General features: G+C 61.4%; 12 protein-coding genes. 7 read left to right on the top strand and 5 right to left on the bottom strand.

From position 1 onward, the window contains the following. Window positions 1-168: 168 nt before the first annotated feature. Window positions 169-1,146: an NADPH:quinone reductase gene (locus PFLQ2_RS26945; RefSeq protein WP_003177174.1), complete on the bottom strand. Its 978-nt coding sequence runs from the start codon at window positions 1,144-1,146 to the stop codon at window positions 169-171. 163 nt (window positions 1,147-1,309) lie between these two features. Between PFLQ2_RS26945 and hemF the strand changes: the two genes are divergently transcribed. Both hemF and aroE read left to right on the top strand, forming a co-directional pair. Beyond that, window positions 1,310-2,224 carry an oxygen-dependent coproporphyrinogen oxidase gene (gene hemF, locus PFLQ2_RS26950; protein WP_003177171.1) on the top strand — a complete coding sequence of 305 codons (915 nt, stop codon included), beginning with the start codon at window positions 1,310-1,312 and terminating at the stop codon, window positions 2,222-2,224. A 13-nt stretch (window positions 2,225-2,237) separates the two neighbouring features. Beyond that, window positions 2,238-3,053: a shikimate dehydrogenase gene (gene aroE, locus PFLQ2_RS26955; protein ID WP_003177170.1), complete on the top strand. Its 816-nt coding sequence runs from the start codon at window positions 2,238-2,240 to the stop codon at window positions 3,051-3,053. Between the two features lie 126 nt (window positions 3,054-3,179). Here the strand turns inward: aroE and PFLQ2_RS26960 are convergent, their stop codons facing one another. From PFLQ2_RS26960 to betC, 3 genes are all read right to left on the bottom strand, one after another. Then, window positions 3,180-4,748: a SulP family inorganic anion transporter gene (locus tag PFLQ2_RS26960; RefSeq protein WP_003177169.1), complete on the bottom strand. Its 1,569-nt coding sequence runs from the start codon at window positions 4,746-4,748 to the stop codon at window positions 3,180-3,182. 194 nt (window positions 4,749-4,942) lie between these two features. Further along, window positions 4,943-5,863 (bottom strand): choline ABC transporter substrate-binding protein, encoded by a 921-nt coding sequence (choX, locus tag PFLQ2_RS26965; RefSeq protein WP_003177168.1) that lies wholly within the window; start codon window positions 5,861-5,863, stop codon window positions 4,943-4,945. 15 nt (window positions 5,864-5,878) lie between these two features. After that, window positions 5,879-7,393, bottom strand: coding sequence for a choline-sulfatase (gene betC, locus PFLQ2_RS26970; RefSeq protein ID WP_003177167.1), 1,515 nt, complete (start codon window positions 7,391-7,393; stop codon window positions 5,879-5,881). Window positions 7,394-7,507: 114 nt separating this feature from the next. Between betC and PFLQ2_RS26975 the strand changes: the two genes are divergently transcribed. Continuing rightward, entirely contained in the window at window positions 7,508-8,458 is a 951-nt protein-coding gene (locus PFLQ2_RS26975; RefSeq protein ID WP_003177166.1) for a choline sulfate utilization transcriptional regulator, read from the top strand. Between the two features lie 84 nt (window positions 8,459-8,542). Here PFLQ2_RS26975 and PFLQ2_RS26980 read toward each other — a convergent pair whose 3' ends face one another. After that, complete coding sequence (locus PFLQ2_RS26980) at window positions 8,543-9,202, bottom strand: NAD(P)-dependent oxidoreductase (protein WP_003177165.1); 660 nt, start codon at window positions 9,200-9,202, stop codon at window positions 8,543-8,545. Window positions 9,203-9,286: 84 nt separating this feature from the next. Between PFLQ2_RS26980 and PFLQ2_RS26985 the strand changes: the two genes are divergently transcribed. From PFLQ2_RS26985 to PFLQ2_RS27000, 4 genes are all read left to right on the top strand, one after another. Then, window positions 9,287-9,625: a DOPA 4,5-dioxygenase family protein gene (locus PFLQ2_RS26985; protein ID WP_003177164.1), complete on the top strand. Its 339-nt coding sequence runs from the start codon at window positions 9,287-9,289 to the stop codon at window positions 9,623-9,625. A gap of 281 nt (window positions 9,626-9,906) precedes the next feature. After that, window positions 9,907-11,214, top strand: coding sequence for a CitMHS family transporter (locus PFLQ2_RS26990; RefSeq protein WP_003177163.1), 1,308 nt, complete (start codon window positions 9,907-9,909; stop codon window positions 11,212-11,214). A 60-nt stretch (window positions 11,215-11,274) separates the two neighbouring features. Then, window positions 11,275-12,042, top strand: coding sequence for a TerC family protein (locus PFLQ2_RS26995; protein ID WP_003177162.1), 768 nt, complete (start codon window positions 11,275-11,277; stop codon window positions 12,040-12,042). 356 nt (window positions 12,043-12,398) lie between these two features. Then, a complete protein-coding gene (locus PFLQ2_RS27000; RefSeq protein WP_003177161.1) occupies window positions 12,399-14,057 on the top strand; it encodes a Na/Pi cotransporter family protein in 1,659 nt (552 codons plus the stop codon). Window positions 14,058-14,189: the final 132 nt, after the last annotated feature.

Raw genomic sequence — 14,189 nt, 5'->3', positions numbered from 1 at the left:
CCCACATTTGATCCTCGGCGAACACAAGTCTTGCGTTCAATGGGCCCCTCTGTGGGAGCGGGCTTGCCCGCGAAGACAACGGCACATCCAACTTGGATTCAAGCTGACCCACCGCAATCGCGAGCAAGCTCGCTTCCACAGTTTTTTCAAGCAACCTGCCCCCCAACCTCAGGGCAAGAGGATGGTCGACCCGGTCGTCCGTCGCGCCGACAACTCGGTCTGGGCCTTGGCCGCTTCCGCCAGTGGATAACGCTGGTTGATGTCCACCGTGAGCTTGCCGCTGCTGATCATCGCGAACAGTTCATCGGCCATGCGTTGCAGGTTTGCGGCGTTGTTGGCGTAGGTCGCCAGGGTCGGGCGGGTGACGTACAGCGAGCCCTTGGCGGAAAGAATCCCCAGGTTCACCCCGTCCACCGCGCCCGAGGCATTGCCAAAGCTCACCACCAGGCCACGGGGGGCGACGCTGTCCAGCGAGGTCAGCCAGGTGTCCTTGCCGACCCCGTCGTACACCACGGGTACTTTTTTGCCGTCAGTCAATTCCAGCACGCGTTGTGCGACGTTTTCCTTGCTGTAGTCGATGGTTTCCCAAGCACCATGGGCTTTGGCTATCGCGGCTTTCTCCGGTGAGCTGACGGTGCCGATCAGCTTCACGCCCAAGGCCTTGGCCCACTGGCACGCCAACGAGCCCACACCACCCGCGGCGGCGTGAAACAGGATGGTTTCTCCGCCCTTGAGTTCATAGGTCTGGCGCAACAGGTACTGCACGGTCAGGCCCTTGAGCATCACGCCGGCCGCCTGTTCGAAACTGATGGATTCGGGCAGGTGCACCAGGTTGGCTTCGGGCAACACGTGCACGTCGCTGTAGGCGCCCAGTGGACCGCTGCCATACGCCACCCGGTCGCCGACCTTGAAGCGCGAAACCTCGCTGCCGACCGCCTCGACCACGCCCGCCCCTTCGGCGCCCAGGCCCGAGGGCAGCGCCGGTGGCGGGTACAAGCCGCTGCGGTAATAGGTGTCGATGAAGTTGAGCCCGATGGCCCTGTTGCTGACGCGTACCTGCTGCGGGCCCGGCTCGGCGGGCTGGTAGTCCACGTACTCAAGCACTTCGGGACCGCCGTGGGAACTGAACTGGATACGTTTGGCCATCTTCACTCTCTCCTTGTCGAGGGACATTTACCAAGCCTGCTATCGGACTCCTAAGCTTGACCTTCGTCAACTGTGGCGTGGGCAAGTGCGGTGGTATCCTGTGCGCCAATTTGCGACCGGCCCGTTGTACGCCGCGTAGCGTAGCCCTGATCAAGGTGATGTCATGTCCACTCGCACCGAGGCCGTGAAAGCCTACCTGCTCGACCTGCAAGACCGTATCTGCGCCGCCCTGGAAACCGAGGATGGCGGCACGCGCTTCGTCGAAGACGCCTGGGCCCGGCCTGCCGGTGGCGGCGGTCGCACGCGGGTCATTGAAAACGGTACGGTGATCGAAAAGGGCGGCGTCAATTTTTCCCACGTCTTTGGCAGCGGTCTCCCACCGTCGGCCAGTGCCCACCGGCCGGAACTGGCCGGGCGCGGCTTCGAAGCCCTGGGCGTATCGCTGGTCATTCATCCGCACAATCCCCATATCCCGACGTCCCACGCCAACGTGCGCTTTTTCATCGCCGAAAAGGAAGGTGAAGAGCCCGTCTGGTGGTTCGGCGGTGGCTTCGACCTGACGCCCTACTACGGCGTAGAAGAAGATTGCGTGCATTGGCACCGTGTCGCCGAGCAGGCCTGCGCGCCGTTCGGCCCGAATGTATATGCGCGCTACAAAGCCTGGTGCGACAGCTACTTTCATCTCAAGCATCGCAACGAGCCACGGGGCATCGGCGGCTTGTTTTTCGATGATCTGAACGAATGGGATTTCGACACCAGCTTCGCCTTCATGCGCGCCATTGGCGACGCCTACATCGATGCCTACCTGCCGATCATGCGCCGACGCAAGAATGATCCCTTCACCGCCAAGCAGCGCGAGTTCCAGGAGTTTCGCCGCGGGCGCTACGTGGAATTCAACCTGGTCTACGACCGCGGCACGCTGTTCGGGCTGCAATCGGGCGGGCGTACCGAATCGATCCTGATGTCCCTGCCGCCGCAAGTGCGCTGGGGCTACGACTGGAAAGCCGAACCGGGCAGCGAGGAAGCGCGGCTGACCGAATACTTCCTGCAGGATCGCGATTGGCTGGCAACGGCCTGAACGGGGAATGTCCATGGATCGCTACGTTGTAATGGGTAACCCGATCGGCCACAGCAAGTCGCCGTTGATTCACCGCTTGTTTGCCGAACAAACCGGACAAGCGCTGGACTACACCACGCTGCTGGCGCCCCTGGAGGATTTTGCCGGTTGCGCACGGGCATTTTTCCGCGAAGGGCGTGGGGCAAACGTCACGGTGCCGTTCAAGGAAGACGCCTTCCGCCTGGCCGACAGCCTGACGCAGCGAGCGCAGCGGGCCGGCGCGGTCAACACGTTGAGCAAGCTGGCCGACGGCCGCCTGCTGGGCGACAACACCGACGGCGCCGGGCTGGTACGGGACTTGACCGTCAATGCGGGCCTGAGCCTCAAAGGCAAGCGCATCCTGTTGCTGGGGGCCGGCGGCGCGGTGCGCGGCGCCCTGGAGCCGCTGCTGGCTGAAGCACCGGCCTCAGTGATCATCGCCAATCGCACAGTGGAAAAGGCTGAGTTGCTGGCGGAATTGTTCGCGGATCTGGGGCCGGTCTCGGCCAGTGGTTTCGACTGGTTGCAAGAGCCGGTGGACCTGATCATCAACGCCACGTCCGCCAGCCTGTCAGGAGAGGTGCCGCCGATTGCCGGCAGCTTGATCGAGCCCGGCCTGACGGTCTGCTACGACATGATGTACGGCAAGGAGCCGACCTCGTTCTGCCGCTGGGCCAGCGAACACGGCGCGGCGTTGGCAATGGATGGCTTGGGGATGCTGGCCGAGCAGGCGGGTGAAGCATTTTACCTGTGGCGCGGCGTGCGCCCCGACACCGCGCCAGTGCTGGCCGAACTGCGCCGCCAGCTTTAGGTTGTTGTGGCGAGGGGATTTATCCCCGTTGGACTGCGAAGCAGTCCCAAAGAAGGGGCCGCTTCGCGCCCCAGCGGGGATAAATCCCCTCGCCACAGGTTTAATACCTGCCTTGGTTTCTTGCAGTCAGTCCTCAAAAAGAATCGGGCACTTCTGTGCCCCCTCCAGTTTCAACAACTCTTCCACCACCTGCGGCCGGGCCATGCGCAACGTCAGGCTACGCCCCTGACTGCGCAGGCGCCGGGCCTCCTGGTGAAGCATTTCCACCCCGGAATAATCGATGAAGTTGATCTGCTGTGCGTCGATCACCACCCGTTGCGCCTGCAGCCGTTGCAGGCGCACTTGCAGGTAGTGGCTGGCGCCGAAAAAGATCGAGCCGCCCACCCGCAGGATCTCTGCCTCTCCCTCGCGAAAGTGTTGCACCCGTGGCTGCGACGTTCGTTTGAGATAGAAGAACAGCGAGGCCAGGACGCCGGCGTAGATGGCGGTTTGCAGCTCCAGCAGCAGCGTGGCCAGGCAAGTCAGGCCCATCACCACGAATTCGGCACGACTGACGCGATACAGCGCGCGGATGCCTCGGTGGTCCACCAGGCCCCAGGCGATCAGCAGGATGCTGCCGGCCATGGCGGGAATCGGAATGTGCGCGATCAGTTTCGCCCCGGCGACCGCAAACAACGCCACCCACAACGCCGAGAACACCCCGGCCAACGGCGAGCAGGCCCCGGCTTCATAACTGAGGCCGGAACGGGTAAAAGAACCGGCCGACAGCGATCCGGAGAAAAATCCTCCAACGATGTTGGAAAGCCCCTGCGCCCTCACCTCCTGGTTCGCATCGAGCAGTTGCCCGGAGCGGACCGACAGCGAGCGGGCGATGGACAGGCTGGTGACCAGCCCGAGCATGCCAACCGCGACGGCCCCAGGCAGCAGGCGCAGTATCAATTCCAGGTCCAGCGGCAGCGGAGCGAACGGGGGCAGGCGCCCGACAAAGGCACTGACCAGCGCCACATGCCCGAACATTGCCGGCCACAACCAGACCAACAGGCTGCTGAGCACCAGAGTTATCAACAGGCTCGGCCAGCGTGGCAACAAGCGTTTGAGCACGACGCCGATGACCAACGTTCCCAATCCCAACAGCAACGACGGTTTATCCACAGCCCCGATGTGGCTGAGCAGTCTCAACAAGCCTTTCAACGCCGTGGCTTCGTTCGGCAACTCCAGGCCCAGCAAGTTTGGCAACTGCCCCAGCGCAATGACCACCGCCGCGCCCAAGGTGAAACCCAGCACCACCGAGTGCGAGACGAAATTGACCAGCGCCCCGAAACGCAACAACCCCAGCAGCCACTGGAAGATGCCCGCCAGCACAGTCAGCAGCAGGATCAACGTGACGTAGTCCTCGCTGGCGGGTACGGCCAGTGGACTGACGGTGGCGTACAGGACGATGGAAATCGCCGCCGTGGGACCGCAGATCAAATGCCACGACGATCCCCACAGGCACGCGATCAACACCGGCACAATCGCCGCGTACAGTCCGTATTCAGGCGGTAAACCGGCGATCAGGGCGTAGGCAATGGATTGCGGCAACGCCAGAATCGCGCCGCTCAGGCCGACGATCAGGTCACGGCCGACGCTGGCGCGGGTCTGCCGAGGCAGCCAGTTCAGGAACGGCAAGAGTGAGCGGCGGGTGGGAATTGCCATGGGGCCTCAAGGATGGGGTTTGGCGCAGAGTATCAGGCGAGTGACCGCCCGTGGCGAGCGAGCTTGCTCCCGCTGGGCTGCGAAGCAGCCCCAAAATCCGAGACGGCACGACACCGTATCGGTTTTGGGAGGGCTTCGCCCTCCAGCGGGAGCAAGCTCCCTCGCCACAAGAGCAACTCACCGGCACATCGGCTTTACAGCTTGGCTTTCACCGCCGCCAACGCATCTTTGCCATCCACGGTCTTCACACCGTCCAGCCATTTATCCAGCACAGCCGGGTTAGCCTTGATCCAGGCCTTGGCCGCGTCGGCGTTGCTGACTTTGTTGTTGACCACCTCGGCCATGATGCTGTTTTCCATTTCCTGGGTGAAGCTAAGGTTCGTCAACAGCTTGCCCACGTTCGGGCAGGCCTGTGCATAACCTTTGCGGGTCAGGGTATAGACGCTGCCGGTGTCGCCGAAGTATTTCTCGCCACCCTTGAGGTAATGCATTTTCAGCTGCACGTTCATCGGGTGCGGCGTCCAGCCAAGGAAGGTCACGAACTTCTGCTTCTTAACGGCCCGGGAAACTTCGGCGAGCATCGCCTGCTCGCTGGATTCCACCAGTTTCCACTCGCCCATGCCGAAGTCGTTGGTTTTGATGATCTCTTTCAACGACAGGTTTGCCGGCGCGCCGGAGCCGATGCCGTAGATTTTCTTGTCGAACTTGTCGGCGAATTTGTTCAGGTCGGCAAAGTTATGCACACCTGCGTCCCAGACATAATCCGGGACCGCCAAGGTGAATTCCGTGCCGTCGAGGTTCTTCGCCAGCTGCGTCACATCGCCATTGGCCACGAACTTGTCATAGAAACCCTGCTGGGCTGGCATCCAGTTGCCAAGGAACACATCCACCTGGCCATCCTTGAGGCCGCCAAAGGTGATCGGCACTGCAAGGGTGTCGACCTTGGCCTTGTAGCCCATCCCGTCCAGCAGGAAACCGGTGATGGCGTTGGTCGCAGCGATGTCGCTCCAACCCGGGTCGGCCATTTTCACGGTGTCGCAGCTTTGCTCGGCCCATGCCGAAACACTGCTCAACGCCAACAGCCCAGCGGTCAGTACTGTGGATAACTTTTGCATGTGCTTCCCCTTACGTTATTGGTTTTGGCAGGGTTGTGGATAACGGGCCTTGCGCTCCAGATCGTCGAGGTCGATGTGGTTGCGCATGTATTGCTGACTGGCGTCCACCATTGGCTGGTGATCCCAGCTCTTGAGTTTGCCCAGGGTCAGTGCCTGGGCAACGAAACGCCGACGCCGCTGGCTGGCGAGCACCTGGCGGTGAATGGTTGGAATATCCCATTTGGCCCGCGCTTGGGCGAGAAAATCGCCGAATAGCGTCCGATGTTCCGGCGATTGGCTAAGATCTTCCTGTTCCTCAGGATCGTTACGCACGTCGAACAACAGGCACGGATCGTCTTCGCTGTAGATGAACTTCCAGGGGCCGCGGCGAATCATCATCAACGGGCTGACGGTGCCTTCGGCCATGTATTCGCCAAACACTTCGTCATGGCCGCCCTGCCCTTGCAGGTGCGGTACCAGCGAACGGCCATCCAGCGGCAAACCCGGCTCCAGCGTGCCGCCGGCCAGTTCGACGAGGGTCGGCAGCAGGTCGGCCGTGGACACCGCCGCGCTGACCCGACCGCTGGCAAACTGCCCCGGCGCGCTGATCAACAGCGGCACGCGGGCGGCCATTTCGAACCAGTGCATTTTGTACCAAAGGCCCTTTTCCCCAAGCATGTCGCCGTGGTCGCCGGAGAACACCACGATGGTGTCGTCCAGCAGGCCAGTGTCCTCCAGCGTTTGCAGCAGTTTGCCGACGTTGCTGTCAATGTAGCTGCACGCGCCAAAATAGGCCCGGCGAGCATCGCGAATCTTATCCACAGGCAACGGCTTGTCCCACAGGTCGTAAACCTTTAGCAGCCGCTGGGAATGTGGGTCGAGTTCGGTTTGCGCCGGCGTGTGTGGCAGCGGGATGTCCTTGTCCTCGTACAGGTCCCAGAACGCCTTGGGAATCGTGTATGGATCGTGCGGGTGAGTCATGGACACGGTCAGACAGAACGGCTGATCCCCGTCTTCACGAATGTGGTCGAACAGGTATTGCTGCGCCTTGAACACCACTTCTTCGTCGAAATCCAGTTGGTTGGTGCGCACGCACGGCCCGGCCTGCAACACCGAGGACATGTTGTGGTACCAGCTGGGCCGTACATCGGGCTCGTCCCAATTCACCGCCCAGCCATAATCGGCCGGATAAATATCGCTGGTCAGGCGCTCTTCATAACCGTGCAGTTGATCGGGACCGCAAAAATGCATCTTGCCGGACAACGCCGTGCGGTAGCCGAGGCGCCGCAAGTAATGGGCATAAGTCGGTACGTCTGCCGGAAAATCCGCCGCGTTGTCATAGGCGCCGATCTTGCTCGGCAACTGGCCGCTGACCAGGGTGAAGCGCGACGGTGCGCAGAGCGGGCTGTTGCAATAGGCGGCGTCGAACACCACGCCTTCAGCGGCCAGGCGCGACAGGTTGGGCAGTTTGATGGGTGAAGGACCGTAGATCGGCAACATTGGCGCGGCCATTTGATCGGCCATGATGAAAAGAATGTTCTTGCGCTTCATGTATTCGCGGCATTCCATAGTAGACAGTTATGCGAAATTGCTGCGATCGAGCATGTAGCCCCAAGGTATTGGGGTAAAGCCCATGCAGGATAATGACTAGGATAAGCACAGCTTATGTATGACGCCTTGGGTGACCTGTCCCTGGAACTGTTCCGTGCCTTTGAAGCCGCAGCCCGCCAGCAAAGTTTTACGGCGGCGGCAATCGAGCTGGGCACCACGCAACCGGCCATCAGCCAGCAGATCAAACGCCTGGAAGAACAACTGGGCACGCGACTGTTCGACCGCATCTATCGCGGCATCGAACTGACCGAGGCCGGAACGATCCTGTTCGAGCAGGTCCAGGCCGGTTTGCAGAGCATCGATGCGGGGCTGAGCGCGATCACCGCCCAGCATCAGCATGAGGTGCTACAAGTCGCCACGGACTTCGCGTTCGCCGCCTATTGGTTGATGCCGCGCCTGCACCGCTTCCACGCGGCCAATCCCCAAGTGGACGTCAGCCTCGTGACCAGCGAGCGCAACCACAACATGTTGCGCACGGATATCGACGTTGCCGTATTGTTCGGCGACGGTCGCTTCAAACAAGGCGAAAGTCGCTGGCTGTTCAGCGAAGAAGTCTTTCCAGTCTGCAGCCCGCTGCTGCTCAAGGACCGTCCCCTGCCCTTGCCCGCCCAGGCCTTGGCGGAATTCCCCTTGCTGCACTTGCGGGCGGGCAATAGCAACAGCTGGTTCGACTGGAGCGGCGTGTTTCGTGAGCTGGGGATCACCTCGCCCCCGGCGCCGGGCCAATTGCGCTTCGACAACTACACGTTGCTCATCCAGGCCGCGATTGGCGGCCAAGGCGTCGCCATCGGCTGGCGGCACCTTGTGGATAACTTGCTGGCGCAGGGATTGTTGTGTCGCCCGATCTCGGAAACCGTGTTGTCGCGGCTGGGGTACTACGTGGTCTTGCCCCAGCGTAAACGGCGCGGGGTGTTGATCCGGCAGTTCGTCGACTGGTTGATGGAAGAACAGGCCAACAGCGCCGACTCGCTCACGGGATTGCCGCTGCCGTCGATTGCGGTTTGATTGTTGGGTGGGCGACGTCCTCTGGGGCCGCTACGCGGCCCAGCGGGAGCAAGCTCCCTCGCCACCCGGGGGTGAATATCGCTTCTAGTGAGCTGCCACGAAGCTGACATGCTCGCCCACGTGCAGGTTCAGGTGCAGTTCGTCAACGATACCGACCGCGACGCGGTTGAGCCGTTCCAGGGATTCAGCCATGCCGGGTTCCAGGCTCGTACTGACGTGGCTGAAATGCTCGAAACCCAGGCCCGGCGCAGCGTAGGGGGCGTTGACCAAGGTCCATTGCAAGGTGCTGTTCTTGAGTGCGTCGAGCACTTCCTCGGCGGCATGGCGCTGTAAATCGTCGTCGGCCTGCTCCTCGTCGAGCACGGCGAAATCGCCTATCAGGAACAACCGGGGAACATTCACTGCCTGCATGCCGGCGACCAGCGCATCCACCGCCAATACTTGCTCGACGGGGCCGGGAATCAATGTGCGCTCCACCTGTTCGCTGTTCATCGGCAGGCCCGGTGCATTGAGCAGGCACACCACGGCGTCGGCACCGGCAACACTTTGCTTGACCCGCAGGGGATCAAAAAGACTGCCGGTCTTGGTCCGCAAGCCGGGGCGCGGGGCCAAAGCTGTGAGATCATCGAGAATGACGATGACCTCATGCTGGCGCCGCAGCATTTCAGCCATCAACGCACTGCCCAGACTGCTCATGGCGCCATAAAGCACAACTTTGACGACCGGGGTTTCGGCATTTTTCATGGCTTCGTTTCCCTTATTCCTGCGTATAGGCGTCTGACCCGCGGGAAACGCAGAGGGTTCGGCCTCTTTTAAAAGGAGCGACAGATGCAGCGGATCAAGGGTTACCACGCCCACGTGTATTTCGACGCCAACACGCTCGACCAGGCGAAGGCCCTCTGCGAGGAAGCGGCGCAACTGTTCCCGCTGAAAATGGGCCGCGTCCACCAGCGCCCGGTCGGCCCGCACCCGGACTGGAGCTGCCAATTAGCGTTCGATCCGCAGTACATCGGCGTGGTCTTGCCGTGGCTGGCCCTGAACCGCAAGGGTTTGGTGATTTTTCTTCATCCGGACACCGGCGATGACCTGACGGACCATACCGAGCATGCGATCTGGATGGGCGCGGTGCCGCCGTTGAATCTTTCAGCATTTGGACCGAAACAGTAATTGCTCCATTGCCATGAAAACGGGCCAGTCATCAGCCATTGCCATAGCGAAAGCTGGCTGAAAGCTTGCGCGATTAGGATCGCCCCCACTACCGGCAAAAGACCGGTGGCCAGAAGCGAGTTTCCAACGCTCGCTTGGCCCCTTTAACAACAATGGTGATTCTGATGTCCGCTGCTTCCTCTTCCGTCGCACCCACTCCATCCGTCCGTCCCGAGCCTTGCATCCTGCGCTGACCTATCCGGTTTGCCTTTGCCCGCCGCGCCACGCCTGGAGTATTTCCTATGCTGACTTTCCTTGGCTTCGCCATGGTCATCACGTTCATGTTCCTGATCATGACCAAGCGCCTGTCTGCGCTGATCGCCCTGATCATCATCCCGATCCTGTTCGCCCTGTTCGGTGGCTTTGCGCCGAAGATCGGCCCGATGATGCTCGAAGGCATCACCAAGCTCGCCCCGACCGGGGTGATGCTGATGTTCGCGATTCTCTATTTTGCCCTGATGATCGATTCCGGCCTGTTCGACCCGGCCGTGCGCAAGATCCTCAAGCTGGTCAAGGGCGACCCGTTGAAAGTTTCGGTCGGTACCGCCGTCCTGGCGCTCGTCGTTTCCCTTGATGGTGACGGCGCGACCACTTACATGATCTGCGTGGCCGCGATGCTGCCGCTCTACAGCCGCATCGGCATGAGCCCACGCATCATGGCTGGCCTGATCATCCTCGCCGGTGGCGTGATGAACATGACGCCCTGGGGCGGCCCGACGGCCCGCGCAGCCAGTGCGTTGCATGTCGATCCGTCCGATATCTTCGTCCCGATGATTCCTGCGATGGCCGCCGGTGTGGTGGCAATCCTGGTGATCGCCTACATGTACGGCAAGCGCGAGCGGGCACGCTTGGGTGAACTGCACTTGGCCGGTGATGAAATCGACCACAGCGAAATCAGCGTTTCCCAGTTTCCGGATGCCCGCCGCCCGAAGCTGATCTGGTTCAACGGCGCGTTGACCCTGGGCCTGATGTGCACCCTGATCGCCGGCCTGTTGCCGCTGCCGGTGTTGTTCATGGTGGCATTCAGTATCGCCATGATCGTCAACTACCCGTGCCTGCAGCAGCAGAAGGACCGCGTCGCGGCTCACGCCGGCAGCGTCTTGGCAGTGGTCGGGCTGATTTTCGCGGCAGGCATCTTTACCGGCATCCTGTCCGGCACCGGCATGGTCGACGCCATGTCCAAAAGCCTGCTGGCAGTGATCCCGGACTTCCTCGGCCCGTACCTGGCAGTGATTACCGCCCTGGCGAGCATGCCGTTCACGTTCTTCATGTCTAACGACGCATTTTATTACGGGGTGTTACCGGTTCTCGCCGAAGCCGCCAGTCATTACGGCATCACCGCCGTTGAAATGGCCCGTGCCTCGATCGTCGGCCAACCCGTGCACCTGCTGAGCCCGCTGGTTCCGTCCACCTACCTGCTGGTGGCCCTGGCCGGGATCGAGTTCGGCGATCACCAGCGCTTCACCCTGAAGTGGGCAGTGCTGGTTTGCCTGTGCATAATGTTCGCCGCGTTGCTGATGGGGATTTTTCCGCTGTTCAGCACTCTATAAAAGCAATGCCCGCCGCGTCGCCCAGGCAGCGCGGCCTAACACTCGCTCAAAGGAACTCACATGGAATGGCTGACCAACCCGGAAATCTGGGTTGCCTTCTTTACCCTGACCGCCCTGGAAATTGTCCTGGGCATCGACAACATCATCATGATCTCGATCCTGGTCAGCCGCATGCCCAAGCACATGCAGGCGCGCACCCGGATATTCGGCCTGGCGCTGGCCATGGTCACGCGGATCCTGCTCCTGCTGTCCATCACCTGGGTGATGCGCCTGACCGCCGATTTGTTCGAAGTGTTCGGCCAGGGCATCTCCGGTCGTGATCTGATCCTGTTCTTCGGTGGCCTGTTCCTGCTGTGGAAAAGCTCCCAGGAGATGTACCACGCGCTGGAAGGTGAAGACGAAAGCAGCGACGAGCCCTCGGGCAAGGGTGGCAACTTTCTCTACACCATCATCCAGATCGCGATCATCGACATCGTGTTCTCCCTGGATTCGGTCATCACCGCGGTAGGCATGGTCTCCCATGTGCCGGTGATGGTCGCGGCGATCATCGTCGCCGTGCTGGTGATGATGCTGGCCTCGGGCACCATCAGCGAGTTCATCGACAAGCATCCGTCGCTGAAGATGCTGGCGCTGTCGTTCCTGCTGGTGGTCGGTACCGTGCTGATCGCCGAGTCGTTCGACGTGCACGTGCCAAAAGGCTACGTCTACTTCGCCATGGCGTTCTCGTTGGCGGTGGAAGCCATCAACATCAAGATGCGCACGGCGATTGCCCGCAAGCGCAAGCAGCAGGATCCGGTGAAACTGCGCAAGGATGTCCCTGGTCAGTAAGTGTAGGGGCAATGGACGAAGGGGCTCTTGGAGCCCCTTTTTCATGCCGGTGTCATTGGCCTGGTGCGCCCCTGTGGGAGCGGGCTTGCTCGCGAAGAGGCCAGAACAGTCAACCCTGTGTCGCCTGAAAGAGCGCATTCGCGAGCAAGCCCGCTCCCACAGGCTTCGCGTTTGTCTGATGGACCCAGGAGGTTTCAAGACCGCAGCATAGTTTTTATGACAGTTTTGTTTCAAACCCTTCTTTAGCTGTGCAATGCTGGCGCTCGAACCGTTAGCCAACTACAGCTTAAGTACACACCTAAAAATGAAGTGGCATCGTCAATTTGTCCCTTTGGGACGCTAACAGGGGGCTCCTCATGCTGACCCTGCTGAATCTACTTTCCGCCGTGGCCCTGCTGATCTGGGGCACGCATATCGTCCGTACCGGCATCTTGCGGGTCTATGGCTCGAACCTGCGCCATGTCATCGGCCAGAACATGTCCAGGCGCTGGCTGGCGTTCCTGGCGGGCATCATGGTCACGGCCATGGTCCAGAGCAGCAACGCCACGGCCATGCTCGTCACATCGTTCGTTGGCCAAGGGCTGATGGCACTGACGCCGGCCCTGGCGACCATGCTTGGCGCCGACGTCGGTACGGCGCTGATGGCGCGGGTCCTGACCCTCGACCTGTCGTGGCTGTCGCCGCTGTTGATTTTCCTCGGGGTGATTTTTTTCCTGTCGCGCAAACAGACGCGAGTCGGGCAGATGGGTCGGGTCAGCATCGGCCTGGGCCTGATCATCCTGGCGCTGCAACTGATCGTCGAGGCTGCCGCGCCCATCACCCACGCCCAGGGCGTGAAAGTGATCTTCGCCTCGCTCACCGGCGACATCTTGCTCGATGCGTTGGTCGGTGCGCTGTTCGCGATGATTTCCTATTCGAGCCTGGCGGCCGTGCTGTTGACTGCGACGCTGGCCGGCGCCGCCGTGATCAGCTTGCCGGTGGCCATCGGCCTGGTGATCGGCGCCAACATCGGCAGCGGCATATTGGCATTCCTCAGCACGAGCATGCAGAACACCGCAGGGCGGCAGGTGGCGCTGGGCAGCCTGTTGTACAAACTGATCGGGCTGTTGCTGATCATTCCGGTACTCGACCCGCTGGTGGGCTGGCTGGACAGCCTGGATTTCAGCCCGCAGGAAACGGTCATTGGTTTTCACCTGCTCTATAACAGCGTGCGTTGCCTGGTGCTGCTGCCCAGCGTCGCGCCCATGGCCAGGCTGTGCGCCTGGTTGCTGCCGGAACGTCCCGAAATCAACGGCACGGCCAAGCCCCGGCACCTGGACCCCACGGCCCTCGCCACCCCGAGCCTGGCGCTGGCGAACGCCGCCCGGGAAACCCTGCGCATTGGCGATCTGATCGAAAACATGCTCGAAGCCATGCTGGACGTGTTGCGCGGCCAGCAGACGGCGGTTACCCAGGAAGTGCGGCGCATCAGCGATGACGTCGAGGCATTGTGCAGCGCCATCAAGTTGTACCTGGCGCAAATGCCCCGGGAGGACCTCAGTGAGCAGGACAGTCGTCGCTGGGCGGAGATCATTGAGCTGGCGATCAACCTGAAACTGGCCAGCGACCTGATCGAGCGTATGTTGCGCAAGGTCCAGCAGCAGAAGACCTCGCAACGCCGCTCCTTTTCCGAGGTGGGCCTGGAAGAGTTGGCGGGGCTGCACAACCAGCTGATCGCCAATCTGCGCCTGGGCATGTCGGTGTTCCTGAGTGCCGACCGGGAAAGCGCCCGTCAGTTGTTGCGCGAGAAGCGCCGTTTTCGTGCGCAGGAACGGCGAATGGCCCATGCCCACGTCAGCCGTTTGCATCGCAAGGTCCTGCAAAGCCTGGAGACCAGTTCCCTGCACCTGGAACTGATTGCCGACATGAGACGCCTCAATTCGCTGTTCTGCGGCAGCGCCTATGTGGTGCTGGAGACAGCCGAGATCGGCGCACTGTCGGCAGATGAAATTTCTGACATCACCCATTCGCCTTGAACGACTGGCGCATTGGTCAGTCAGTAACATTGGCCAGGGCTTGAAGCCATTCGCGGGCCAGCCGCTCCCACTGTCATAAACCTGCCTGGATTCGATGTGAGAGTGAGCTTGCCGGCGATGATCCTCTGCCCG

Source organism: Pseudomonas fluorescens Q2-87, assembly GCF_000281895.1.
Classification (GTDB): Bacteria; Pseudomonadota; Gammaproteobacteria; order Pseudomonadales; family Pseudomonadaceae; genus Aquipseudomonas; species Aquipseudomonas fluorescens_S.
Note: the sequence above shows the minus strand (reverse complement) of the source record. Positions and strands in the feature narration are given on the sequence as shown.

Bases quoted from the DNA above. Each gene is read 5' to 3' on its own strand.
- PFLQ2_RS26945 (WP_003177174.1), bottom strand. From the start codon at position 1,146: ATGGCCAAACGTATCCAGTTCAGTTCCCACGGCGGTCCCGAAGTGCTT.
- hemF (WP_003177171.1), top strand. From the start codon at position 1,310: ATGTCCACTCGCACCGAGGCCGTGAAAGCCTACCTGCTCGACCTGCAA.
- aroE (WP_003177170.1), top strand. From the start codon at position 2,238: ATGGATCGCTACGTTGTAATGGGTAACCCGATCGGCCACAGCAAGTCG.
- PFLQ2_RS26960 (WP_003177169.1), bottom strand. From the start codon at position 4,748: ATGGCAATTCCCACCCGCCGCTCACTCTTGCCGTTCCTGAACTGGCTG.
- choX (WP_003177168.1), bottom strand. From the start codon at position 5,863: ATGCAAAAGTTATCCACAGTACTGACCGCTGGGCTGTTGGCGTTGAGC.
- betC (WP_003177167.1), bottom strand. From the start codon at position 7,393: ATGAAGCGCAAGAACATTCTTTTCATCATGGCCGATCAAATGGCCGCG.
- PFLQ2_RS26975 (WP_003177166.1), top strand. From the start codon at position 7,508: ATGTATGACGCCTTGGGTGACCTGTCCCTGGAACTGTTCCGTGCCTTT.
- PFLQ2_RS26980 (WP_003177165.1), bottom strand. From the start codon at position 9,202: ATGAAAAATGCCGAAACCCCGGTCGTCAAAGTTGTGCTTTATGGCGCC.
- PFLQ2_RS26985 (WP_003177164.1), top strand. From the start codon at position 9,287: ATGCAGCGGATCAAGGGTTACCACGCCCACGTGTATTTCGACGCCAAC.
- PFLQ2_RS26990 (WP_003177163.1), top strand. From the start codon at position 9,907: ATGCTGACTTTCCTTGGCTTCGCCATGGTCATCACGTTCATGTTCCTG.
- PFLQ2_RS26995 (WP_003177162.1), top strand. From the start codon at position 11,275: ATGGAATGGCTGACCAACCCGGAAATCTGGGTTGCCTTCTTTACCCTG.
- PFLQ2_RS27000 (WP_003177161.1), top strand. From the start codon at position 12,399: ATGCTGACCCTGCTGAATCTACTTTCCGCCGTGGCCCTGCTGATCTGG.